The sequence below is a fragment of the Anaerobranca gottschalkii DSM 13577 genome, from assembly GCF_900111575.1.
Lineage (GTDB): Bacteria > Bacillota > Proteinivoracia > Proteinivoracales > Proteinivoracaceae > Anaerobranca > Anaerobranca gottschalkii.
Genome location: NZ_FOIF01000017.1, coordinates 1 through 22917, shown reverse-complemented (window position 1 = coordinate 22917; position 22917 = coordinate 1). Strand labels below are relative to the sequence as shown.

General features: G+C 36.3%; 28 protein-coding genes. All 28 read left to right on the top strand.

The genetic code is table 11. From position 1 onward, the window contains the following. Positions 1 to 14: 14 nt before the first annotated feature. On the top strand, positions 15 to 272 hold the full coding sequence (locus tag BMX60_RS05885) for a KOW domain-containing RNA-binding protein (protein ID WP_091350266.1): 258 nt from the start codon (positions 15 to 17) through the stop codon (positions 270 to 272). A gap of 28 nt (positions 273 to 300) precedes the next feature. After that, the gene (gene infA, locus BMX60_RS05880) at positions 301 to 525 is read left to right on the top strand and encodes a translation initiation factor IF-1 (protein ID WP_091350263.1); all 225 of its coding nucleotides are present in this window, start codon (positions 301 to 303) and stop codon (positions 523 to 525) included. Positions 526 to 530: 5 nt separating this feature from the next. Further along, positions 531 to 644 (top strand): 50S ribosomal protein L36, encoded by a 114-nt coding sequence (gene rpmJ / locus BMX60_RS05875; RefSeq protein WP_072906736.1) that lies wholly within the window; start codon positions 531 to 533, stop codon positions 642 to 644. 24 nt (positions 645 to 668) lie between these two features. Continuing rightward, positions 669 to 1040, top strand: coding sequence for a 30S ribosomal protein S13 (rpsM, locus tag BMX60_RS05870; protein ID WP_091350260.1), 372 nt, complete (start codon positions 669 to 671; stop codon positions 1038 to 1040). A gap of 21 nt (positions 1041 to 1061) precedes the next feature. Further along, positions 1062 to 1454, top strand: coding sequence for a 30S ribosomal protein S11 (rpsK, locus tag BMX60_RS05865; RefSeq protein ID WP_072906732.1), 393 nt, complete (start codon positions 1062 to 1064; stop codon positions 1452 to 1454). Between the two features lie 26 nt (positions 1455 to 1480). Continuing rightward, positions 1481 to 2107 carry a 30S ribosomal protein S4 gene (rpsD, locus tag BMX60_RS05860; RefSeq protein ID WP_091350258.1) on the top strand — a complete coding sequence of 209 codons (627 nt, stop codon included), beginning with the start codon at positions 1481 to 1483 and terminating at the stop codon, positions 2105 to 2107. Between the two features lie 58 nt (positions 2108 to 2165). Next, on the top strand, positions 2166 to 3113 hold the full coding sequence (locus tag BMX60_RS05855; RefSeq protein ID WP_091350255.1) for a DNA-directed RNA polymerase subunit alpha: 948 nt from the start codon (positions 2166 to 2168) through the stop codon (positions 3111 to 3113). A gap of 14 nt (positions 3114 to 3127) precedes the next feature. After that, positions 3128 to 3466 carry a 50S ribosomal protein L17 gene (gene rplQ / locus BMX60_RS05850; protein WP_091350252.1) on the top strand — a complete coding sequence of 113 codons (339 nt, stop codon included), beginning with the start codon at positions 3128 to 3130 and terminating at the stop codon, positions 3464 to 3466. Positions 3467 to 3616: 150 nt separating this feature from the next. Next, a complete protein-coding gene (locus tag BMX60_RS05845) occupies positions 3617 to 4450 on the top strand; it encodes an energy-coupling factor transporter ATPase (RefSeq protein ID WP_091350250.1) in 834 nt (277 codons plus the stop codon). Further along, positions 4441 to 5310, top strand: a complete 870-nt coding sequence (locus BMX60_RS05840) for an energy-coupling factor transporter ATPase (protein ID WP_091350247.1) — start codon at positions 4441 to 4443, stop codon at positions 5308 to 5310. The genes BMX60_RS05845 and BMX60_RS05840 overlap by 10 nt, the downstream gene beginning before the upstream one ends. Next, positions 5297 to 6106, top strand: a complete 810-nt coding sequence (locus BMX60_RS05835) for an energy-coupling factor transporter transmembrane component T family protein (protein ID WP_091350245.1) — start codon at positions 5297 to 5299, stop codon at positions 6104 to 6106. The genes BMX60_RS05840 and BMX60_RS05835 overlap by 14 nt, the downstream gene beginning before the upstream one ends. A 1-nt stretch (position 6107) precedes the next feature. After that, positions 6108 to 6854, top strand: a complete 747-nt coding sequence (gene truA, locus BMX60_RS05830) for a tRNA pseudouridine(38-40) synthase TruA (RefSeq protein WP_091350243.1) — start codon at positions 6108 to 6110, stop codon at positions 6852 to 6854. Positions 6855 to 6994: 140 nt separating this feature from the next. Then, on the top strand, positions 6995 to 7435 hold the full coding sequence (gene rplM, locus BMX60_RS05825; RefSeq protein ID WP_091350240.1) for a 50S ribosomal protein L13: 441 nt from the start codon (positions 6995 to 6997) through the stop codon (positions 7433 to 7435). Between the two features lie 17 nt (positions 7436 to 7452). Then, positions 7453 to 7839 (top strand): 30S ribosomal protein S9, encoded by a 387-nt coding sequence (gene rpsI / locus BMX60_RS05820; RefSeq protein ID WP_091350238.1) that lies wholly within the window; start codon positions 7453 to 7455, stop codon positions 7837 to 7839. Between the two features lie 598 nt (positions 7840 to 8437). Next, positions 8438 to 8794 carry a nucleotidyltransferase domain-containing protein gene (locus BMX60_RS05815; protein ID WP_091350236.1) on the top strand — a complete coding sequence of 119 codons (357 nt, stop codon included), beginning with the start codon at positions 8438 to 8440 and terminating at the stop codon, positions 8792 to 8794. Beyond that, the gene (locus BMX60_RS05810; RefSeq protein WP_091350234.1) at positions 8787 to 9182 is read left to right on the top strand and encodes a HEPN domain-containing protein; all 396 of its coding nucleotides are present in this window, start codon (positions 8787 to 8789) and stop codon (positions 9180 to 9182) included. Before BMX60_RS05815 ends, BMX60_RS05810 begins: the two co-directional genes overlap by 8 nt. Positions 9183 to 9274: 92 nt before the next feature. Next, entirely contained in the window at positions 9275 to 9961 is a 687-nt protein-coding gene (locus tag BMX60_RS05805; protein WP_091350231.1) for an N-acetylmuramoyl-L-alanine amidase, read from the top strand. Between the two features lie 100 nt (positions 9962 to 10061). Beyond that, complete coding sequence (locus BMX60_RS05800; RefSeq protein ID WP_091350229.1) at positions 10062 to 11441, top strand: sigma-54 interaction domain-containing protein; 1380 nt, start codon at positions 10062 to 10064, stop codon at positions 11439 to 11441. Positions 11442 to 11606: 165 nt separating this feature from the next. Next, positions 11607 to 12644 (top strand): 2,4-diaminopentanoate dehydrogenase, encoded by a 1038-nt coding sequence (gene ord / locus BMX60_RS05795; RefSeq protein WP_091350226.1) that lies wholly within the window; start codon positions 11607 to 11609, stop codon positions 12642 to 12644. A gap of 4 nt (positions 12645 to 12648) precedes the next feature. Next, a complete protein-coding gene (gene ortA, locus BMX60_RS05790; protein ID WP_091350223.1) occupies positions 12649 to 12963 on the top strand; it encodes a 2-amino-4-oxopentanoate thiolase subunit OrtA in 315 nt (104 codons plus the stop codon). Further along, complete coding sequence (gene ortB, locus BMX60_RS05785; protein WP_341423060.1) at positions 12953 to 14356, top strand: 2-amino-4-oxopentanoate thiolase subunit OrtB; 1404 nt, start codon at positions 12953 to 12955, stop codon at positions 14354 to 14356. Before ortA ends, ortB begins: the two co-directional genes overlap by 11 nt. A gap of 5 nt (positions 14357 to 14361) precedes the next feature. Then, entirely contained in the window at positions 14362 to 14727 is a 366-nt protein-coding gene (locus BMX60_RS05780) for an ornithine aminomutase subunit alpha (protein WP_091350218.1), read from the top strand. After that, complete coding sequence (oraE, locus tag BMX60_RS05775) at positions 14727 to 16919, top strand: D-ornithine 4,5-aminomutase subunit OraE (protein WP_091350217.1); 2193 nt, start codon at positions 14727 to 14729, stop codon at positions 16917 to 16919. Before BMX60_RS05780 ends, oraE begins: the two co-directional genes overlap by 1 nt. A gap of 18 nt (positions 16920 to 16937) precedes the next feature. Then, entirely contained in the window at positions 16938 to 18305 is a 1368-nt protein-coding gene (locus tag BMX60_RS05770; protein ID WP_091350214.1) for a GlmL-related ornithine degradation protein, read from the top strand. 10 nt (positions 18306 to 18315) lie between these two features. Continuing rightward, positions 18316 to 19383: an alanine/ornithine racemase family PLP-dependent enzyme gene (locus BMX60_RS05765; RefSeq protein ID WP_091350212.1), complete on the top strand. Its 1068-nt coding sequence runs from the start codon at positions 18316 to 18318 to the stop codon at positions 19381 to 19383. Between the two features lie 4 nt (positions 19384 to 19387). Continuing rightward, positions 19388 to 20608, top strand: a complete 1221-nt coding sequence (arcA, locus tag BMX60_RS05760) for an arginine deiminase (protein ID WP_091350210.1) — start codon at positions 19388 to 19390, stop codon at positions 20606 to 20608. Positions 20609 to 20637: 29 nt separating this feature from the next. Then, positions 20638 to 21624, top strand: coding sequence for an ornithine carbamoyltransferase (gene argF, locus BMX60_RS05755; protein ID WP_091350207.1), 987 nt, complete (start codon positions 20638 to 20640; stop codon positions 21622 to 21624). 21 nt (positions 21625 to 21645) lie between these two features. Further along, the gene (gene arcC / locus BMX60_RS05750; protein ID WP_091350204.1) at positions 21646 to 22596 is read left to right on the top strand and encodes a carbamate kinase; all 951 of its coding nucleotides are present in this window, start codon (positions 21646 to 21648) and stop codon (positions 22594 to 22596) included. Positions 22597 to 22917 lie beyond the last annotated feature (321 nt).

Here is a 22917-nt window from a genome sequence, read left to right as displayed (position 1 = left end):
GGAGGTATCTCCATATGGACAACGTTCAAAAAGGTATCTTAGTTCGTTCAAAACAAGGTAGGGATAAAGATAAAATATATCTGGTTTTAGATGTTAAGGATGAAAGGGTTTACTTAGTAGACGGCAAAGTCCGGACTATTAAAAGACCAAAGGTTAAAAATCCTAAGCACATTTTGCCAGTTAGCAAAAAGATTTTTACAGAAGTTCTTAACAATCTATCAGATGAAAAGATAGCCCACTTAATAAGTACCTTTGAACTAAATGATAACTAAAGGTCAGGAAAAAGGAGGTTGAGGACTAATGTCTAAACAAGATGTTATCGAAGTAGAAGGTAAGGTAATAGAAGCCCTGCCTAACGCTACTTTTAAAGTTGAGCTAGAAAACAAACACGTTATCCTAGCTCATATATCAGGTAAATTGCGAATGAATTTTATCCGGATATTACCAGGTGATATAGTTACCGTTGAGCTGTCTCCATATGACCTAACCAAGGGAAGGATTACTTATAGGGGACAAAGGAGGTAGAAAAAATGAAAGTGAGACCATCAGTTAAACCAATTTGTGAAAAGTGCAAGATAATCAAAAGAAAAGGCGTAGTAATGGTTATTTGCGAAAATCCAAAACATAAACAAAAACAAGGCTAGATAATAGGAGGTGTCATAAGCACTATGGCAAGGATTTCTGGTGTTGATATACCTAGAGATAAAAGGGTAGAAATAGCCTTAACATATATCTACGGAATAGGTAGAAAAACCTCTAACCAAATTTTACAACAATTGAATATCAACCCTGACACAAGGGTTAAAGACTTAACTGAAGATGAAATCAATAGGTTAAGGGAAACAATTGATAAAAACTATAAGGTAGAGGGAGATCTTCGTCGCGAAGTTGCGATGAACATTAAAAGGCTGATTGAAATTGGTTGTTATAGGGGACGCCGTCACCGTATGGGGTTACCTGTAAGAGGTCAAAACACTAAAAACAATGCTCGTACCAGAAAAGGTCCAAAGAGAACTGTTGGTGCAAAACGTAAAAAATAGTAAATAAAGGAGGGACTCCAAATGGCACGTAGAACTTCTACTCGTCCAAGACGTAGAGAGCGGAAAAATATTGAGCGTGGTATTGCCCACATTCATTCCACCTTTAACAATACAATAGTTACCATTTCCGATGTTGCTGGTAACACTATTTCTTGGTCCAGCGCTGGTGCTATGGGTTTTAAAGGCTCTAGGAAAAGCACTCCTTTCGCTGCTCAAACTGCAGCAGAAGCAGCTGCTAAAGCGGCAATGGAACATGGCTTAAAGCAAGTTGACGTTACTGTAAAAGGTCCAGGTAGCGGAAGGGAAGCTGCAATTCGTTCATTACAAGCAGCAGGTTTGGAAGTAATCGGGATTAAGGATGTAACACCAATTCCCCATAATGGTTGCCGCCCACCAAAAAGGCGTCGTGTATAGTATTATTTAGGAGGTGTATGGGATAAATGGCAAGATATACAGGAGCTGTATGTAGACTTTGCCGTAGAGAAGGTACTAAACTTTTCTTAAAAGGCGAAAGATGCTACACACCCAAATGTGCAGTAGATCGTCGTAACTATGCCCCAGGTCAACATGGGCAAAATAGAAAAAAACTTTCTGAGTACGGTGTTCAATTAAGGGAAAAGCAAAAATTACGTCGTATTTATGGTGTTGCAGAAAAGCAATTCCGTAACTACTTTAAAGAAGCAAATAGAAGACAAGGGGTTACTGGTGAAAACTTACTTCAAATTCTTGAAAGTCGTCTAGATAACGTAGTGTTCCGTTTAGGATTTGCAACATCTAGAACTGAGGCTAGACAACTAGTTACCCACGGTCACTTTACTGTAAATGGTAAAAAAGTTGACATTCCATCTTATTTAACTAAACCAGGTGATGTCATCGAAGTTAAAGAAAAATCTAAAGAATCTCCAAAGTTCAAAGATTTAAGGGAATTCGCTGCTACCCAAAACCTAGTTCCTTGGTTAGAAAGAGATGTAGAAGCTCTAAGAGGAAGGGTTTTAGCTGTTCCATCTAGAGATGAAATTGATGTACCAGTAGCAGAACATCTAATTGTTGAGCTTTACTCAAGGTAAAGCTTAGGTTCTAGCAGCCCTCGTAACCGAAATTTATAATAAAAGGGAGGGTAAAACTTTGATAGAAATCGAAAAACCCAAAATTGAGTGTACAAAGTTATCAGAAGATAACACTTATGGTGAGTTTGTAGTTGAACCTCTAGAAAGGGGTTATGGAACAACATTAGGAAACTCACTGAGGAGAATATTACTATCATCACTTCCTGGCGCTGCTGTCACCAGTGTCAAAATTGATGGAGTACTCCATGAATTCTCTACTATCCCTGGTGTTAAAGAAGATACAACAGAAATAATTCTAAATTTAAAACAACTTTCATTGAAAATCCACAATGGTCAGTCTAAAACATTAAGGTTAGACTTTGAGGGTCCTGGATTTGCTAAAGCAGGGGATATCTCCCATGATAATGATGTTGAAATCCTAAACCCTGACCACATTATAGCTTATGTAGCTGAAGGTGGAAAGCTAGGTATGGATATCAATGTTTCTCCAGGTAGGGGATATGTACCTGCAGACAGAAACAAATCTCCAAATGATCCAATTGGTCTAATTGCTGTGGATTCAATCTTTACTCCTATTAGAAGAGTTCAATATTCTGTTACTGATACCAGGGTTGGACAAATTACAAACTATGATAAATTAACTCTACAAGTTACCACTGATGGAAGTATAAGACCTGATGAAGCGATTAGTCTAGCAGCAAAAATACTGAAAGAACATTTAGAGTTATTTATCGACTTAACCCATACTGTCAGTGAAATAGAAGTAATGGTTGAAAAAGAGGAAAACCAAAAGGAAAAAGCCTACCAAATGACTATTGAAGAGTTAGACTTCTCCGTTAGATCATATAACTGCTTAAAGAGAGCAGGAATTAACTATGTAGAAGAATTAACTCAAAAAACTGAAGCTGAAATGATGAAAGTTAGAAATCTTGGTAGGAAATCCTTAGAAGAAGTTATTCAAAAGCTAAATGAATTGGGACTATCCCTTAAGAAAGAAGAAGAGTAAAGGAGGGGATACAGATGGTTTTACGTAAATTCGGACGTACCACAAACCAAAGAAAAGCACTGCTTAGAAGTCTTACTACTTCTTTACTAAAAGAAGGTAGAATAGAAACAACTGAAGCTAAAGCAAAAGCTATCCGTCCAATTGTCGAAAAGATGATAACCCTTGGGAAAAGAGGGGATCTTCACGCTCGCAGACAAGCATTAGCATATATCCTTGAGGAATCTGTGGTAACTAAGCTATTTAATGAAATCGCTCCTAAATATGCTGACAGAAACGGTGGTTACACAAGAATACTAAAAACTGGTCCAAGAAGAGGGGATGGAGCACCTCAGGCCATCATTGAATTAATTTAGTAAGGGTAACTCCCCTTACAGTCAGCACTAAAATCGGACAGGTAATGGGGCAGTTAACGGTTATAATCGCTGGTACGGTTATAACCGATAACTGTTTATACCTGTCTTTTTTTAAAAGATACCATCCCTAAAGGGGGAGGTTTATTGTCGATGGGTAAAATAATAGAAGTCAAAAACTTAGTACATTACTATAATAAGGATAAAGAAAACCAATTAGCAGCTTTAAAAGGAGTAAATCTTTCTATCGAAGAAGGGGAATTTGTAGTAATTATTGGCCACAATGGTTCTGGAAAATCTACTTTAGCTAAGCATTTCAACGGTTTGTTAGAACCCCATTCAGGGGAAGTTTATATTGAAGGAAAGTTAATTTCCAGTGAAGAAGATTACTACCTGGCAAGGCAAACAGTAGGTTTGGTTTTTCAAAACCCTGATAACCAAATAATTGCCACTATTGTGGAAGAAGATGTGGCTTTTGGTCCTGAAAACTTAGGATTGCCCCAAGAAGTTATTATTCAAAGGGTAGATGAAGCATTAAAATTAGTCCGTATGGAGGGATATCGGAAACATCCCCCCCATCTCTTATCAGGAGGACAAAAACAGAGAATCGCCATAGCTGGAATACTGGCAATGTTACCAAAATGCATTTGTCTAGATGAACCCACTGCTATGTTAGATCCCCAAGGTAGAAGGGAAGTAATGGAAACTATCAGTCGGTTAAACAAAGAGCAGGGGATAACCATTGTCCATATCACTCACCACATGGAAGAGGCGGCCTTGGCCGATAGGGTGATAGTAATGGAAAATGGAGAAATTGTAATGGAAGGAACCCCTAAGGAAATTTTTAAAGATGTGGAAAAGCTTAGGGAATTAGGTCTAGATGTCCCTGTGGTAACAGAACTGGTATATGACTTAAACAAAGAAGGTTATAATATACCCAAAGATATTATAACTGTGGAAGAGTTGGTGAAATATTTATGCCCATAGTAGTGGAAAACTTAACACATATTTATTCACCGGGAACACCCTTTGAAGTAGTGGCATTAAAAGATGTCAATATTAAAATTGAAGAAGGGGAGTTTATTGGACTCATTGGTCACACTGGCTCGGGAAAATCAACATTAATTCAACACCTAAATGGTTTACTTAAACCTACATCAGGGAAGGTAAAAGTAGATAACTTAGATCTTTTGGATAAAACTACTAAACTTAAAGATATCCGCAGGAAAGTCGGCTTAGTTTTTCAATATCCGGAAAGTCAACTTTTCGAGGAAACAGTGGAATTGGATATAGCCTTTGGTCCCAAAAACTTAGGTTATGATGAAAGGCAGATCTTAAAAAAAGTAAAAAAATCTTTAGAATGGGTAAATTTAAATTATGATGAAGTGAAGGACCGTTCACCCTTCGAACTCAGTGGAGGGCAGATGAGGAAAGTTGCCATAGCGGGAGTGCTGGCAATGGAACCAAAATACTTGATATTAGATGAACCTACAGCAGGCCTTGATCCACGTTCAAGGGATGATATGTTAGGGAAACTTAAAAAACTTCATCAAGAATTAAAAATTACCATAATCTTAGTTTCCCACTCTATGGATGAAATAGCTGAGCTAGTAGATAGGATCATTGTCATGGATAGTGGCAAAGTATTTGCCGATGGTAAGCCTGAAGAGGTGTTTGCAAAAAGGGATGAGCTTATAAAAATTGGTTTAGAGGTTCCGCCAGTTACACAGTTGATGTTAAAACTTAAGGAGTTAAACTTTCCTGTAAATCCAAGGGTCTATAAAAGGTTAGAAGCTAAAGAAGAATTAAAGAAAATATTAGGTAGGTGGAAGCATGTCACTACTTAAGGGTATTACTATTGGACAATACCTTCCAGGAGATTCATTTATTCATAACCTTGACCCGAGGATAAAAATCCTTATTACTATCATCCTCATTACAACATTGTTTTTTATAAACACCTTTTATGGCTATCTATTGTTATTGATTTTACTGTATATAATGGTAAGGGTCGCACAAATTTCTTTTTCTACAATTATTAAAGGCTTAAAACCTCTGTGGTTTTTAATAGGTTTTACTTTGATTATCCATACATTTTTTACAAAGGGACCGGAAACTGACACTTTACTACAACTAGGTAGATTTTCTATTGATAGATTTGGAGTTAGGCAAGGTGTATTCATGGCTTCAAGATTAGCTTTACTAGTTATGAATACCTCTTTACTAACTTTAACTACCTCTCCAATCGCTTTGACCGACGCTATTGAAGGTTTATTATCACCTTTTAAAAAAGTGGGAGTCCCTGCCCATGAACTAGCTATGATGATGACCATTGCCCTGCGCTTTATTCCTACACTACTAGAAGAGACAGATAAAATTATGAAAGCACAGATGGCAAGGGGCGCTGATTTTGAATCAGGGAATATCCTCCAAAGGGCAAAAGCTTTAGTACCTTTGCTGGTCCCACTATTTGTCAGTGCCTTTAGAAGGGCAGATGAATTAGCTATGGCTATGGAGTCTAGGTGTTATCGGGGAGGTACAGGGAGAACGAGGATGAAAGTTTTGAAAACCACAGTAAAAGACTATCTAGCCTTTTTAGGAGTTTTAGCTTTATTAACAACTGTTATCTTGACGGGGATATAGGATGTATAATACTAAGTTGGTAGTTGCCTATCAAGGAACAAACTATTGTGGTTTTCAAGTGCAAAATAAAAGTGATGATCCAACTATACAAAAGTACCTTAATAAGGCATTGTCAAAAATATTTGGAGAAGAAATAACAACCCATATGGCCAGTAGAACCGATGCCGGAGTTCATGCCAATGGTCAGGTAGTAAATTTTAAACATAGAAAAGATAGACTCCCAGATCCCCAAAGACTTATCATGGCCATAAATGCAAATTTACCTAAAGATATTAGGGTTTTAGAGGCGGAAAAGGTAAGTTTAGATTTTCATAGTAGATATAACGCCAAGGGAAAACAATATAGCTATACAATTGATAACCATATTGCCCAAAGACCTTTAACAAAGGAATTTACTTGGCATGTTCCCCAACCTCTTAGGTTAGAAGAAATAAAAAAAGGGGCCAAATATTTTTTAGGTACCCATGATTTTACTAGTTTTAGAGGCTCTGGCGCGACAACTAAAACAACGGTTAGAACTATAACAGCCTTTCAAGTGGTAGAAGAAAACAGTTATATTAAATTTCTTATTGAAGGAAACGGTTTTTTGTACAATATGGTTAGGATAATAGCTGGAACCTTAGTAGAGATTGGTAAGGGGAAATTAAGTCCAGAAGAAATTCCTAGAATAATCGGGGCAAAGGACCGGAAAAAAGCTGGACCTACTGCTCCACCACAAGGGCTTATCCTTGAAAAAATTTATTATTAATTGTACTGTATTAAGGTTAATTACTTGACATTAGGCTATAATTATACTAAAATATCTTAGAGTATGTTTGAATCCGAGAGCCCCGGAAAAAACATAGTAAAAGTTATAAAAACATTGGAAAAAATAAGGAGGGAATATCCATGCGGACAACTTTCCTAGCGAAAGCTAACGAAGTAGAAAGAAAATGGTATGTTGTCGACGCTGAAGGGAAAACCCTTGGTAGATTGGCTAGTGAAGTAGCTTCAATCTTAAGGGGTAAACATAAAGCAATTTATACACCTAATGTAGATACTGGTGACCATGTGATCATCATCAATGCTGAAAAGGCTGTATTAACAGGTAATAAATTAAAAAATAAAATCCACTACAGACACTCATTATATCCAGGTGGATTAAAAGCAACAACATATGAAGTATTAATGAAAGAAAAGCCTGAAAGAGCTCTTTACCTAGCAGTTAAAGGAATGTTACCTCACAACAAATTAGGTAGAAAAATGCTTAAAAAGCTCCGTGTTTACAGAGGTCCACACCACAATCACGAAGCACAACAGCCAGAAATGTGGCAACCAAGAGGATTTTAAGAAAGGGGGACATCTAAATGGCTTATATTGGAACCGGTCGTCGTAAAACATCTGTAGCTAGAGTACGTTTAGTACCTGGTGAAGGCAATATATTGATCAACAAAAGAGATATTGACAACTACTTTGGTGGTTTAGAAACTTTAAAACTTATCGTTAAACAACCATTAGAACTTACTAAAACATTAGGACAATTTGATGTATTAGTAAACGTATATGGTGGCGGTGTTTCTGGTCAAGCAGGCGCTATTCGCCATGGTATCTCTAGAGCTCTTCTTAAAGTAGATCCTAACTTCAGACCTGCTTTAAAGAAAGCTGGTTTCTTAACAAGGGACCCAAGAATGGTAGAGAGAAAGAAATACGGTTTGAAAAAAGCCCGCCGTGCACCACAATTCTCCAAACGTTAATATTCAAATACAAAACCCCTGCAAAATTTGCGGGGGTTTTTTGTGTTTATTTGGCAACAATAATTTGAAATGGACAGAAATCATACTCGATTTCTGTCCATTTCAGAGTTGAATTTGTTATCCTTTTTTTCATCTTTTTCATTGCATGGGTGATTCTTATTCTTGCCATGACATTTTTCAATCAGCTCTTTACTGCACTTACCGTCTTTTGGACGTAACTCAGGATGATCGCAATTTGATTTACACATTCCTTTCATCTCCCTTCTGCATTTCTACAACATGAATGATTCTTAGTGCCTGATTTTGAACATTCTGGCTCGAGAATCTTTGATTAGATACATTAAGAAAGGGGACATCGATTTCTAATGTACTTAAATGGCTTATGATTAGATTTCAGTTGAGCAAACGTAAATAATTTAACTTCTACAGAACGAATTATAAAATTAAAAAAATTGTTTCGATTTAGACTCTCTATTTCGAATAAATTGTGTTATAATATTTATATTAGTAGTGAGATTAAATTCTTTTGCTTAAGTTTAACATCTCATTAGACTTTCTCAAAAGCTATTACGAGTTAATTTCGGAAAGGGTGGTTATCTTGCTAAAGAAGATAAACTTCCAAAATAGGAAAATAGATTTATTATTAATGGATTTGGAAAAAAGGTTAAAAAATATATATGGGGAAAAATTAAAGAAAATATTATTATATGGATCTTATGCTAGAGGAGATAATGATGAAGAATCTGATTTAGATATAATGCTCTTGCTAGATATGGATGAAGAGGAAATTAAAAGAAAGCAAGGTAGGTTACTGGATGTTGTTGTAGATTTAACAACTCAATATGGAATAGTTCTATCTATAATTGAAAATAACTATGATCATTTTTATGAATGGGCAGAAGTACTTCCTTTCTTTGCAAATATAAAAAGAGAAGGGATTGATATATATGGATAAAGTTAGGGATCTATCAAATTATAGATTAGAAAAGGCTAAACAAGATTTAGAAACAGCAAAAATAAATTTTGAGCATAGCATGTTCGCACAGTCAGTAAATAGGTCATATTATGCAGCTTTTCATGCTTTAAGGGCATTATTGGCTTATGATAGATTTGATTCTAAAAAGCATTCATCTATTTTAGGATATTTTAATAAAAATTATATTGCTAATGGGAAAATAGAAAAGGAATACTATAAAATAATTGTTAGTGCTTTTGATATTAGAACTAAAAGTGATTATCAAGATTTTTATATCATTAACAAAGAAGAGGCGAGGAAACAACTGGTTAATGTCGAAAAGTTTATTAATATGATTGAAGCTTATATTGATAAGTGGCTTAAATAATTATTAGAATGTACTAAACTCTCTTTGGCGGGTTTTTTGTAAGTATAATAAAGCCCTTTTTAACAGAAAATAGGTTAAGAGGGGTGATTTAATTGGTTAAAAAAATCTCATTCTATTGTATCATTATGTTAATAGTTTCCCTTTTAAATGGATGTATAGATAACACAGAGACAACTACTCCTATTTTAGAGAAAAATGCCTTAGATTCACAGGGGAAAATTATCGTAGCAGTAGACCCAGGGCATGGTGGTTATGACCCAGGTACAACAGTAGAAAATGTAAAGGAAAAGGACATAAATTTAGAAATCGCTTTAAAAGTTAAAGAGGTATTATTGATAAATGGCTTTAGTGTGGTAATGACTAGAGAAGAAGACAAAGATTTTTTAGATGCAACTGCAGGACCTAAAAAACAGCAAGATATGTTAAAGAGAAGAGAGTTAATTGAAAAAAGTGGAGCAGCTTATCTAATAAGTATCCATACTAACAGCACAACATCTCCAAGATGGAAAGGTGCCCAAACCTTTTATGATAAAGAAAAAGAACAGTCTCAAGAACTAGCCAATATCATTCAAAAACACCTAAAAGTTAATACAGGGACCCATCGAGAGGCAAAGGCCAGGGACTTTTATTTAACCAGGGAATTAGATATCATTGGGGTACTGGTGGAAACGGGATTTTTATCAAATCCAGAAGAGCGAAAAAATCTCCAAAGGGAAGAATATCAATATAAATTAGCATGGAGTATCTGTTCTGGATTAGTGGAATTTCTACAAAAGTAACGGAACAAGATTTTATCTTAGAAGATGAAATCTTGTTTTTATTTTTATCTAGTTAATTTTTCAAAATTGAGATATAATTGAAATTAGTGGGGGTGATTAAATGGATTTTGATAATATATTAAAACTTAACTTTGAAAACATTTTAAACTCGATAGATGAAGGGATTCATATTGTTGATAAAAAGGGAGAAACCATTTTCTATAATCCAACAATGGCTCGAATGGAGGGAATGGAAGGTCATCAAGTATTGTATAAAGATGTTTTAGCTATGTTTCCCTCCCTCACCCCAGAAACTAGTACTATACACCGGGTACTTAAAACTAAAAAACCAATTTACGATCAAGTTCAAGTATATACAAACTACAAAGGTCAAAGGATAGTAACTATTAACACAACAGTACCCCTTTATAACAACGGAGAATTTGTAGGGGTATTGGAAATTTCTAAAGATGTTACCCGATTACAAGAATTGGCGGAAAAAATAGTCGATTTACAACAACAACTCTATACAACAAAGGATAAAAAAGGAGAAGGTGAAAACTTTACCTTTAACAACATTATCGGTGAAAGTGAAAAACTTAAAAAAATAATTGAATACGGTAAGAGGGCGGCAAAAACTGATTCTTCTGTATTGATTTACGGAGAAACTGGAACAGGTAAAGAACTCTTTGCTCAAAGTATCCACTACGCTAGTAAAAGAAAAAATAAGCCTTTTATAGCTCAAAATTGTGCAGCACTACCAGAATCTCTATTAGAAGGGATCCTATTTGGGACAGTAAAGGGAAGTTTTACCGGAGCAGTAGATAGGCCAGGGTTATTACAACAAGCAGATGGTGGAACCCTTTTATTAGATGAGATAAATTCAATGGGACTAGATTTACAGGCTAAACTTTTGAGGGTTTTACAAGATAAAAAAGTCAGGCCAATAGGTGGAACTAAAGAAATCCCCGTTGATGTAAGGATAATTGCCACAACAAATACAGAGCCTGGGGAAAGTGTTAGAAATAATAAAATTAGGCAGGACCTCTACTACCGTTTGGCAGTTGTAAATATTGAAATCCCTCCGTTAAGGGAAAGGCGGAGTGATATAATACTTCTAACTAAATACTTTATCGATAAATATAAAAAACAATTCAATATTAAAGATGTAAAAATCAGCAAAGAAGTGATGAACCTTTTTTATAATTATTCCTGGCCAGGGAATGTCAGGGAACTTCAACATGTCATTGAAGGTGCTATAAACATCCTTCCAGAAGATCATATAATTACTATAGATATTTTACCTAAACACCTTCAACAATGGGCTGACACAAAACCTACCCCTAAAACTCTACCAGAAATTTTAGAAAAACTGGAAGTAGAGGTTATAACAGAAAAACTTAAAGAATTAAATGGCAATATCTCTAAAACAGCTGAGGAATTAGGGATTTCTAGACAAAACTTACAATATAAATTAAAGAAATATAAGATTAGCATCTGAAAAAAATTTTGCACCTAAAAGCAAAAAATTTTGCTCTTTAGGTGTTTTTTTGTTTTTCAAAATACAAAACATCCCCACAAATAAAGAATTTTATAGATATTCAAATATTGGCATAAAATTTGCAAAAAATAAAGGGAGAAATCTAAACAAAGGAGTGGAGGTAAAATGTCAGTTAAAGTAATCCATTGGGGTTTAGGTGCAATGGGAGGAGGTATGGCTGAGTTAATAGCCAAGAAATCAGGTATTCAATCGGTAGGTGCCATTGACTTAGATCCTAACAAAGTAGGTAAACCTTTAGGAGAAATTTTTGAAGGTCAGAGGATGGATGTAATTATTGAAAGTAATCCTGAAGAAGTCCTAGCTAAAGAAGCAGATATAGTGCTTATTGCCACCGGTTCCTTTACAAAGGAAGTTTTCCCTCAAATTAAACAAGCTGTTGAAAGTGGTAAAAATGTAATTTGTATCGCAGAAGAAATGGCCTATCCTCAGCAGCAAGAAAGGGAATTAGCACAAGAAATAGATAGATTAGCTAAAGAAAATAATGTGACGGTACTAGGAACAGGAATAAACCCAGGTTTTGTTCTAGACACATTGATTATAGCTTTAACAGGTGTTTGTACCCATGTAGAAAAAATTGAAGCTGCCCGAATCAATGACCTATCTCCTTTCGGTCCCACTGTGATGAAAACCCAAGGGGTAGGAACAACTGTAGAAGAATTTAAAAAAGGTATAGAAGAAGGTTATATAGTAGGTCATGTAGGTTTTCCAGAATCTATGGCCCTAATAGCCAAAGCATTAGGTTGGGAATTAGATGAAATTAAAGAAACAAAGGAGCCAATAATTTCTAAAGTTTATAGAAAGACTAAATATGTTGAAGTTTATCCCGGAATGGTAGCAGGTTGTAAACACATTGCTTACGGAATAATGAATGGTAAAACAGTTATTAAATTAGAACATCCTCAACAAGTGCTACCAGAACTAGAAGGAGTAGAAACCGGTGACTATATCAACATTTATGGCACTCCTAATGTCAATATGGCAATTAAACCAGAAATACCTGGTGGCATCGGAACAATTGCTATGGCAGTAAACTCTATTATCAACGTAATTAAAGCAAAACCCGGGTTAACAAACATGGCAGAACTTCCAGTTCCCGCTGCAATTATGGGAGATCTTGAAAAAATGTTAAAAATGAGGAGTTGATTTAATGGATAAGATTCCAAAGGGAACTTATGTTGAGATAACAAAAGAGGTTTTACCTAGGGGAGAAAGGGCCCCACAAGTCCCTATAGACACCCAAAACACCCCATTACATTTTAAAGTAAAGGGCTTTTTAGAAACTCCAGCTTCTGTAGGTGAAGAAGTAGAGATAAAAACTGCGATAGGTAGAAAAATGACTGGAATTTTAACTAACACTAATCCCAGATATACCCATGATTTTGGCGATGTTGTTCCCCAGTTATTTCAAGTGAGGGAAAGTATTAAAAATTTTATGAAATCAGGTGATGGCCATGGACAATAGCTATCAAGGGGTTATGGCGAGGAAAAACGAAATAATGAAAAAGGCTATCGGTATAGATTACACGGAATTTCAAATTACTCCTTTAGCCTTCGATTATGAAAAAATGATGGCCTATGGAGGCTATACCTTTGATAAAATTAGGGAAATTCAAAAAGAACAAGGGGTTGGTAATACTCCCCTTTATGAATTGAAAAATATAACTGAATTAGTTCGGAAACTTTCTCCTAAAGGCAAAGGGGCGAGGATTTTTCTAAAAGATGAAGCTGCAAATCCTTCCGGTTCCTTTAAAGCAAGGAGAGCGGCAGTATCGGTGTATCATGCTAAGAAAAATGGCTATAAAGGGGTAGTAGCTGCCACCAGCGGTAACTATGGAGCAGCGGTAGCCTCCCAAGCTGCTATGCAAGGTTTAGATTGTATTATTGTTCAAGAAGCCTTTGATAGTAGAGGGGTCTATCAGCCGGAGATTATGGAAAAAGGTAGGGCTTGTGAAGCCTATGGCAGTGAAGTCTTACAGCTGTCAGTAGGACCAGAACTTTTTTACGTCTTTTTAAGAACCTTAGAAGAAACAGGTTATTTTAACGCTTCATTGTACACTCCTTTTGGTATAGCCGGTATTGAAACACTAGGGGTTGAAATTGCCGAGCAAGTTATGGAAAGGACAGGGAGAAAACCTGATAAAGTAGTGGTAACCCACGCCGGTGGAGGTAACTTGACTGGAACAGCTAGAGGCCTTAAAAGGGCGGGATGTCATGATACAGAAGTAATAGGAGCTAGTATAGATTTAGAAGGATTACACATGGCTAGTGACAATGATTTTAATAAAAAATCCTTTACCACAGGTCATACCGGTTTTGGAGTACCTTTTGCTACTTGGCCAGATAGGGCCGATGTTCCTAAAAATGCAGCAAGACCACTAAGATATATGGATCGTTATGTTACAGTAACCCAAGGGGAAGCCTTTTATGTAACAGAAATGTTAGCTATATTAGAAGGGCTAGAAAGGGGCCCAGCAGGGAACACCTCTTTAGCAGCAGCTATTCCTTTGGCTAGGGAAATGGATGAAGATCAAATTATCGTAGTACAAGAAACGGAATATACCGGGGCTGGAAAACACCTAAATGCCCAGCTCTCCTTTGCTATGAAAAATGGTATCCATGTATATTTAGGTGACCCTAGAGAAAGTGTACCAGGAAAATCTATAGTTTTACCGGATCACCCTTCTAAACTTTTTGTGAAGGAATATCCAGTGGATAGATTGAGGTCAACCTATCTAAAAAATATCAAAGCTAATTTTGATATAAATGGATTTACAGAGGTAGATTGGCAGTTTTTACAAGATGAGTTAAATACTAGTTTAGAAAACATAAAAAAATTATTAGCAGGAAAGGAGTAGTTTAGGTGGAAAGAAAAGATAATTATCTCCAAAGGCGAGAACATCTCAAGGACTTAACTGATCAACAACTAAAGGAGAGATTTTGGTCCCTATTAGATCAGATTACAACACCATTGGTGGAATTGGCCCATACCCACACATCTCCCGCTGTAGAAAGAAGTGTTTTACTAAGGATGGGTTTTAGTAGCTTAGACTGTAAGGTTATAGTAGAACGTTGTATAGAACATGGCCTTATCGGTAAAGGAGCAGGTCATGTGGTATTAAAGGTAGCGGAAAGTTTAGGAATTAACTACCTAGAAGCAGGGCAAAGGTTAATTGAAGATGAAAGTTTATGGGAAAAAGCAAAGGCCCTTTTTGGAGGTGAAAGGTAATGAATCTAGACAAAAACGAAAAATTAAATATAGAAGAAATCCTAAAAGATCTAGAAAGTTATAGGCCTAGGAGAAAAGGCTGGACTTGGAGAAAAAAGGTAGAAAAACCTACCCAAGTAGGTCCCTTTGTCTATAAACAAATATCCCAACCTCTAAAAAATAGTATTGGTCTTCCAGCTTCCAAATACTTTGGGGATATTGATCCACAACCAGATTGTGTAATTACATCGGAAATTGCCTCTGGAAGATTTGAAGATGATATTCGCCGGATGCGGATGGCAGCTTGGCATGGTGCAGACCACATCATGGTTATTAGAACAGCAGGTCAGAGTCACTATGATGGTTTAATAGAAGGAACTCCTGAAGGAATTGGTGGTGTTCCTATTACTAGAAAACAAATTAGGGCAACTAGAAAAGCATTAGACATGATAGAAGATGAAGTAGGTCGTCCTATAAACCTCCATTCATACGTAAGTGGAGTAGCAGGACCAGATATTGCAGTATTATTTGCCGAAGAAGGGATCAATGGTGCCCATCAAGACCCCCAATATAATGTTCTCTATCGTAATGTAAATATGTACCGCTCCTTTGTAGATGCCGCTGTAGCCAAAAAAATAATGGCATCGGCAGATATGTTACAAATCGATGGTGCCCACAACGCCAATGCTACAGCTAGGGAAGCGTGGAAAGTAATGCCAGAGCTTATGGTACAGCATGGTATTAATGCTATGTTTTCTACTAAAGTTGGTATGAAAAAAGAAAATATAAGCCTTTCTACTGTTCCACCAACAGCTCCCCCAGCTCCTTGTATGGCCTTAGATTTACCCTATGCCGTAGCATTAAGGGAACTTTTTGACCAGTATAAAATGAGGGCACAAATGAACACAAAATACATGGAGAGCTGTACAAGGGAAGCTACCGTTAGCCATACTTTAAACTTAATGATTTCTAGATTAACCAGTGCTGATATACAAAGTACAATAACCCCCGATGAAGGAAGGAATGTGCCATGGCACTACAACAATATCCATGCGATAAATACTGCTAAACAGGCTTTAATAGGCTTAGATTCCATTACAGATTATGTCCAGTTAAGGGAAGATGGACCACTAAGAGATAAGGTTAGAGAGTTGAAGGAAAGGGCAATACTTTTCCTAGAAGAAATTATCGAAGTTGGTGGATACTTCAAAGCAGTAGAAGAAGGGTTCTTTGTTGATAGTGGTTATTACCCTGAAAGAAATGGAGACGGTATTGTTAGAAAAGGTGATGGTGGCATAGGCAGTGGTACCATTTTCCAAAGGGATAAAGACTATTTTGCCCCAGTTTGTCATCATTTTGGCTATAATAATATCCCCAGCCAGTACAATTCACCTTGTGAAGCTATAGATGGATGTACTTTATGTAAGCCTGAAAAAATTGTTTATATCGATGAATTAGATGAAGAAGATAATGTCCTAAGAAGGATGGAGGCAAAAAAAGAACATAGAGAAAAAGGGTTATTAACTCCAGAGGTTGAATGGTATGCCGATGGCTATGTAAGTATGAATATCTTTTTACCAACTTCTGTAAGGGTAGCGGAATATGCAGCAATGGAAATAGCTAAAAAAATGGGACTTACCGATGTAGAAGCTATCCATAAACAGTCGATGCATCCAGCAGAGGGTACATTGGTGGAAGTTAAAGGTCGCTTAGAGTTAGCCATAGATCCCCAAGAGTTAAAGATACCCCAAGAGATTCCTAGTTTATCAGAAGAAGAAATCAGAGAGGATATTAAGAAAAAACCGATGAAAGTTGTAGCAGCTACCGTTGGTGAAGATGAGCACTCTGTAGGTATGCGGGAAATTATTGATATAAAACACGGTGGTATCGAGAAATTTGGTATCCAATGCTATTACTTAGGTACCTCTGTATCTGTCACTAAAGCTGTGGATGCAGCAATAGAAATAGGTGCTGATGCTATCCTGATCTCTACAATCATTACCCATGGAGATATTCATAGAATAAACATGAGAAGACTCCATCAATTATGTAAAGAAAAAGGTATTAGAGAAAAAATTATCTTAGTAGCTGGTGGAACCCAAGTAACTAATGATATAGCAGTAGAAGAAGGAATGGATGCAGGCTTTGGTAGGGGAACTAAAGGTATCCATGTAGCTAGTTTCTTAGTTAAAAAGAGAAGGGAATTACAATAATTTTAAAGGGGGAGAAGGATGAAAGTTGATTTATTAGTTGCAGAAATAGGTAGTACTACCACTGTTATCAATGCTTTTACGGGCTTGAACTCCCCCAAGCCTAAATTTTTAGGTCAAGGGCAAGGACCTACTACCGTTTATCAAGGGGATGTAACAGTAGGTCTGGAAATGGCCCTTGAACAATTGGCCCAAAGTTTAGGGGAAGAAAAAGTAGACTATACCCAGATGTTTGCTACAAGCTCAGCAGCCGGTGGTTTGAAGATGACGGTACACGGACTAGTTTATGATATGACAGTAAAGGCTGCCAAGGAGGCGGCTTTAGGAGCCGGGGCAGTGATTAGAGATGTCACTGCCGGTCCTTTAAAAGAAGATGACCTACAGAGGATTATAGATATAGGACCTAACATAGTCCTTTTAGCAGGAGGAGTAGATTATGGGGAAGAGGAGATAGTTTTTGAAAATGCAAAAAAACTTGCATCTCTTCCTCTAGATCTTCCCTTTATCTATGGTGGCAATATTAAACTTGCTCCTAAAGTAGAAAAATTGTTTAAAGAAAAGGGGAAAACTATAGTTCTTATTGAAAATGTTTATCCTAAGATAGATGAACTAAACATCGTTCCTGCTAGGGAAGTAATTCAACAGCTTTTTGAAGAGCACATCACCAAGGGACCGGGGATGGAGAAAATCCGGCAAATGGTGACAGGGACAATTATACCCACACCGGGAGCAGTGATGAAGGGAGCTATTGCTTTAAGTGAAGAAATTGAAGATTTAATAGTAATAGATGTAGGTGGAGCTACTACCGATGTCCACTCAGTTACAGATGGAAGTGAAGAATTAAGTAGATTTTTAATAGCTCCAGAACCAAGGGAAAAAAGGACTGTAGAAGGAGACTTAGGAGTCTATATAAATAGTGAAAATATCATTAACCTTGTAGGGAAAGAAAAGTTTGCCCAAAATATAGGGGTAGATAAAGAAGAGTTGAAAACTTTAATCAAACCTATTCCTACAACGGCTAAAGAAAAAAAAGTATCGGAAGAGCTAACTAAATTAGCGGTGGAAACAGCTATTAACCGCCATGTAGGGAAGTTAAAGGTTTTATATGGACCTTCAGGTCGCTATAAAATAGTAGAAGGAAAAGACCTAACTGTAGTTAAGTGGATTATTGGTACTGGAGGGGCTTTAACAAGGTTAGAAAGGGGTCGTGAAATTTTAGAAAAGGGTGTTAAAGGAAAGAGGGTAAATATTAAAGGGGAACCGTTATTACCAGGAGAAAAAGCAAAAATCTTAATAGATAGACATTATAATATGGCAGTATTAGGGGCTATGAGTGTTAAGTATCCAAAGGAAAGTGTCCATCTCATGAGGGAAAGTTTACAGGTGTAGGAGGAAAAACATGTATCCGAAAATAGTAATAGATTTACCTAAAATCCGGCATAACGGAGAAGTTTTATTAAAATTGTGTAGAGAAAAGGGAATAGAGCCCTGTGCTGTTACCAAGGGAACTTGTGCAGACTTAGAAGTAGCTAAAGCCTTAGTTCAAGGGGGATTTAAAGAGCTTGCCGATTCACGGGTTGAAAATATTAAAAAGCTAAAGGGATATTTTAAAGATAAAGTCCAAACCCTACTTTTAAGAATTCCTATGTTATCGGAATGTGAAGAAGTAGTAGAGTATTGTGATACATCTTTAAACTCAGAATTAGCTACGATAAAAAGATTGAATGAAGTTGCCGGTAGAGTAGGGAAAAAACATAAAATAATTCTTATGGTAGATTTAGGGGATTTACGGGAAGGATTTTGGCCTACTGACCTAGAATATATACAAAAAGAAATAGAAAATTTTAAAAATATAGAGGTTGTGGGTTTAGGAACCAATTTAACCTGTTATGGAGGTATTATTCCTTCAGAGGATAACTTAGAAAAACTCTGTAGTTTAAAAAAACAATGGGAAAGCAAAGGTACTCCTTTAAAAATTATCTCAGGGGGTAATTCTAGTTCTGTTAAAATGTTGATTGAAGGTAGGATGCCTAAAGAAATCAACCATTTACGTTTAGGGGAAAGTCTATTGTTAGGACGAGAAACTATTGCAAGGGAACATATTCCAGAAACCTTTTTAGATACCTTTAAAATTGTAGGAGAAATTGTGGAACTAAAGGAAAAACCATCGGTTCCTATCGGTGAAATAGGGCAAGATGCTTTCGGAAATACACCGATCTTTGAAGATCGGGGTATTCATAAAAGGGCAATAGTTGCTTTAGGCAGACAAGATATAGATATAAACATGGAACCTTTAGACAAAGAAATAGAAATTTTAGGAGGGAGTAGTGACCATCTCCTATTAGATGTGACAAAGAGGCCTAATTTAAAGGTTGGAGATATAATAGAGTTTATACCTAATTATGGTGCTCTTTTGCAGGGGATGACATCACCATATGTAAAAAAAGAATACCTGGGGAAGGAGTGAAAGGATGAAGCAGAGTTTTTTAAATGTAAATTCTGAAATAGGTAAACTAAAAGCTGTTTTATTACACCGACCGGGAAGGGAATTAGAGCGGCTAACACCTCAATACTTAGAGGAGTTACTCTTTGATGATATCCCCTGGTTAAAGAGAATGAGAAATGAACATGATGCCTTTGCTTTAACTATGGCTGATAGAGGGTGTGAAATTTATTATTATGAAAATCTATTGGAAGAAGTATTAGAAAAGGCAGAGGTAAAAGAAAAATTTATCAGTGATGTTATTAAAGGAACTAACTTAGCAAACCCCTATTTAGAACAGGCAATTAAGGAATATCTTTTATCATTACCCCCTCAGAAAGTTGTAAGAGTGGCTATTGAAGGATTACATAAAGAAGATGTACCTAATTTAAGTTGGGAATATAGGCTAGTAGATTATGTGAAGAGTGATTATCCATTTTATATAAATCCTATTCCTAATCTTTACTTTACTAGAGACCCTGGAACGACTATAGGAAATGGGTTATCAATTAACAAAATGAAAACACCGGCTAGAAATAGAGAGACTATGTTTCTTCACTATATTTACAAGTATCATCCTTTATTTACCAGCAGCGAAACCCCTCTATATTATAACTATACTGATCCTTATAGTATTGAAGGTGGGGATATATTAGTATTAAACGAAACTACTTTAGCAATTGGTTGTAGTGAAAGGACATCGGCTTGGGGGATAGAAACTTTAAGTCAAAGATTATTCCAAGAGACTAAAATAGATAAGGTATTAGTTATTCAAATTCCCTTTACAAGGGCGTATATGCATTTAGATACGGTGTTTACAATGTTAAATTACGACCAGTTTGCCATTTATCCAGGTGTTAAAAATTCTATTAAAGTATATTTACTAACTAAAGGGGTAAATGGACCTAAAATCACTCCACTAAGTTCTTTAGAAGCTGCCTTGAAGCAGGTATTAAAACTACCAAGTGTGGAATTAATTGAAAGTGGTGGTGGTACAGAAATTACAGCGGCTCGGGAGCAGTGGAATGATAGTACAAATACCTTAGCAATTGAGCCAGGAGTTGTTATAACCTATGATCGTAATGAATATACCAATGAAACCTTAAGAAGAAGGGGAATAGAAGTTATAGAAATTGAAGGTTCAGAACTAGTTAGGGGTAGAGGTGGTCCCCGCTGTATGTCAATGCCATTAATTAGAGAAAATTTATAAAATTATAAAAATAAAAGGAGGAATTAATAATGCCAGTAAATTTAAAGGGAAGAAGTTTTTTAACACTTATGGACTTTACAAAAGAGGAAATTAGGTATCTTTTGGATCTTTCAAAGGATTTAAAAGCTAAAAAAAGGGCAGGTATAAGGACAAAAGCATTAGAAGGGAAAAATATTGTTTTACTATTTGAAAAAACTTCTACAAGAACAAGATGTGCCTTTGAAGTTGCAGCCCTTGATGAAGGTGCCCATGTAACCTTTTTAGATTCTAAGAGTTCCCAAATGGGTAAAAAAGAGTCTTTAGAAGATACAGCTAAAGTATTGGGTAGATATTATGATGGTATAGAATATAGAGGTTTTGAACAAAAGGTTGTAGAAGATCTAGCTAAATATTCAGGTGTTCCAGTATGGAATGGATTGACAGATGTTGATCATCCTACTCAAATTTTAGCAGACCTTTTAACCATTGAAGAACATGTAGCCAAACCATTAAATAAGGTAAAAGTTGTATTTGTAGGTGACACTAGAAATAACATGTCATATGCTTGGATGTACGGTTGTGCAAAAATGGGAATGCACTATGTCGCCTATGGTCCTAAAGAATTGTGGCCAGAAGAAAGTATTTTAAATAAAGTACAAGAAGTGGCTAAAGAAAGTGGAGCGATCATTGAAGTATCAGATAACATTGAAAGTCTTAAAGGAGCAGATGTAATCTATACCGATGTCTGGGTTTCTATGGGTGAAGAAGATCAAATGGAAAATAGGGTTAAACTATTGACCAAGTTTAGAGTAGATATGGATATGCTTAAAGCTACAGAAAATCCCGATGTTATCTTTATGCACTGTTTACCAGCTTTCCATGACTTTGAAACAGAAGTGGCTAAAGAGGCTAAAGAAAGGGGCTTAGATATTAGGGAAGTGACCGATGAAGTGTTTAGAAGTAAACACTCTGTAGTTTTTGACGAAGCAGAAAACAGAATGCATACCATCAAAGCTGTAATGGTTGCAACTTTATAATAGCTAATAGGAGGATAAAAGATGAGCAGAATAGTTATAGCTTTAGGAGGTAATGCCTTACAGGCAGATCCCAAAGATATAAGTGCTGAAAGTCAAAGGCTTACTGCCCAAAACACCGCTAAGCCTATAGTTGATTTAATTGAAGAAGGCCATCAAGTAATTATTGCCCATGGTAATGGACCTCAAGTAGGTCAGATAGTGGCAACATATGAAGGGGCAGCTCAGGTTAACCCTAATCTTCCAATAATGCCTTTTCCTGAGTGTGGTGCAATGAGCCAAGGCTACATTGGCTATCATTTACAACAAGCTATCAGAGAAGAAATGGTTAAGCGGGGTATAGAAAAACATATAGCAGCTGTTGTAACTCAAGTGGTAGTTGATAAAAATGACCCAGGTTTTAAAAATCCTACTAAACCGGTAGGTTTCTTCTACAGTGCAGAGGAAGCTAAAAAACTTATGGAAGAAAAAGGTTATATTATGAAGGAAGATGCTGGTAGAGGGTATCGAAGGGTAGTAGCTTCTCCTGAACCAATAGATGTGGTAGAGGCACCTATAGTGAAAACATTAGTAGAAGCTGGGTACATTGTAATTACAGTAGGTGGTGGCGGTGTTCCAGTAATAGACGAAGGAAATGGTGTACTAAAAGGGGTACCTGCTGTAATAGATAAGGATCTAGCTTCTGAAAAGATCGCAGAGATTTTAGATGCCGATTATCTCATTATTTTAACGGCAGTAGAAAAAGTAGCTATTAACTTTAACACTCCAGAGCAAAAAGAATTAGATCAAATGACTATAGAGGAAGCGTTAAAATATATTGATGAAGGTCACTTTGCCCCTGGATCAATGTTACCTAAAGTAAAAGCTGCCATCAAATTTGCCGGTTCAAAACCTGGTAGAAAAACCTTAATTACTTCATTAGAAAAAGCTAAAGAAGGTATAGAAGGAAAAACCGGTACAATGATTGTTCCTTAGAAGTTTTAAATTTAAGCAGTAGCTATTTAAGCTACTGCTCAGTTTGTAGACAAAGTCATTTTTTAAAGGCTGTGGTAATTAAACATTCTAACAAAGTCTCCGTCGAGATTTAAGGCTTCTATCTAAAAGGAAGAAGGGTACCGCTCTAATTCGCCATCCATGGCTCAATAGAGCTTTCGGAACGTCCTGTTCCTCACCCCTTCTTCCTTTTATCTAATCAGCTCTTAAATCTATCTCCTCAACTTAATCGTATCTTTGTTTAATTACCACAGCTGATGATGACTTTGTCTATAGTTTGTCTTCAGTCTGAGCAGTAGCTAT

Bases quoted from the DNA above. Each gene is read 5' to 3' on its own strand.
- ord (WP_091350226.1), top strand. From the start codon at position 11,607: ATGTCAGTTAAAGTAATCCATTGGGGTTTAGGTGCAATGGGAGGAGGT.
- rpmJ (WP_072906736.1), top strand. From the start codon at position 531: ATGAAAGTGAGACCATCAGTTAAACCAATTTGTGAAAAGTGCAAGATA.
- arcA (WP_091350210.1), top strand. From the start codon at position 19,388: ATGAAGCAGAGTTTTTTAAATGTAAATTCTGAAATAGGTAAACTAAAA.
- rpsD (WP_091350258.1), top strand. From the start codon at position 1,481: ATGGCAAGATATACAGGAGCTGTATGTAGACTTTGCCGTAGAGAAGGT.
- BMX60_RS05770 (WP_091350214.1), top strand. From the start codon at position 16,938: ATGAAAGTTGATTTATTAGTTGCAGAAATAGGTAGTACTACCACTGTT.
- rpsI (WP_091350238.1), top strand. From the start codon at position 7,453: ATGGCTTATATTGGAACCGGTCGTCGTAAAACATCTGTAGCTAGAGTA.
- ortB (WP_341423060.1), top strand. From the start codon at position 12,953: ATGGACAATAGCTATCAAGGGGTTATGGCGAGGAAAAACGAAATAATG.
- oraE (WP_091350217.1), top strand. From the start codon at position 14,727: ATGAATCTAGACAAAAACGAAAAATTAAATATAGAAGAAATCCTAAAA.
- argF (WP_091350207.1), top strand. From the start codon at position 20,638: ATGCCAGTAAATTTAAAGGGAAGAAGTTTTTTAACACTTATGGACTTT.
- truA (WP_091350243.1), top strand. From the start codon at position 6,108: ATGTATAATACTAAGTTGGTAGTTGCCTATCAAGGAACAAACTATTGT.
- rpsK (WP_072906732.1), top strand. From the start codon at position 1,062: ATGGCACGTAGAACTTCTACTCGTCCAAGACGTAGAGAGCGGAAAAAT.
- ortA (WP_091350223.1), top strand. From the start codon at position 12,649: ATGGATAAGATTCCAAAGGGAACTTATGTTGAGATAACAAAAGAGGTT.
- BMX60_RS05840 (WP_091350247.1), top strand. From the start codon at position 4,441: ATGCCCATAGTAGTGGAAAACTTAACACATATTTATTCACCGGGAACA.
- BMX60_RS05810 (WP_091350234.1), top strand. From the start codon at position 8,787: ATGGATAAAGTTAGGGATCTATCAAATTATAGATTAGAAAAGGCTAAA.
- BMX60_RS05835 (WP_091350245.1), top strand. From the start codon at position 5,297: ATGTCACTACTTAAGGGTATTACTATTGGACAATACCTTCCAGGAGAT.
- BMX60_RS05765 (WP_091350212.1), top strand. From the start codon at position 18,316: ATGTATCCGAAAATAGTAATAGATTTACCTAAAATCCGGCATAACGGA.
- BMX60_RS05845 (WP_091350250.1), top strand. From the start codon at position 3,617: ATGGGTAAAATAATAGAAGTCAAAAACTTAGTACATTACTATAATAAG.
- rplM (WP_091350240.1), top strand. From the start codon at position 6,995: ATGCGGACAACTTTCCTAGCGAAAGCTAACGAAGTAGAAAGAAAATGG.
- BMX60_RS05885 (WP_091350266.1), top strand. From the start codon at position 15: ATGGACAACGTTCAAAAAGGTATCTTAGTTCGTTCAAAACAAGGTAGG.
- BMX60_RS05800 (WP_091350229.1), top strand. From the start codon at position 10,062: ATGGATTTTGATAATATATTAAAACTTAACTTTGAAAACATTTTAAAC.
- rplQ (WP_091350252.1), top strand. From the start codon at position 3,128: ATGGTTTTACGTAAATTCGGACGTACCACAAACCAAAGAAAAGCACTG.
- infA (WP_091350263.1), top strand. From the start codon at position 301: ATGTCTAAACAAGATGTTATCGAAGTAGAAGGTAAGGTAATAGAAGCC.
- rpsM (WP_091350260.1), top strand. From the start codon at position 669: ATGGCAAGGATTTCTGGTGTTGATATACCTAGAGATAAAAGGGTAGAA.
- arcC (WP_091350204.1), top strand. From the start codon at position 21,646: ATGAGCAGAATAGTTATAGCTTTAGGAGGTAATGCCTTACAGGCAGAT.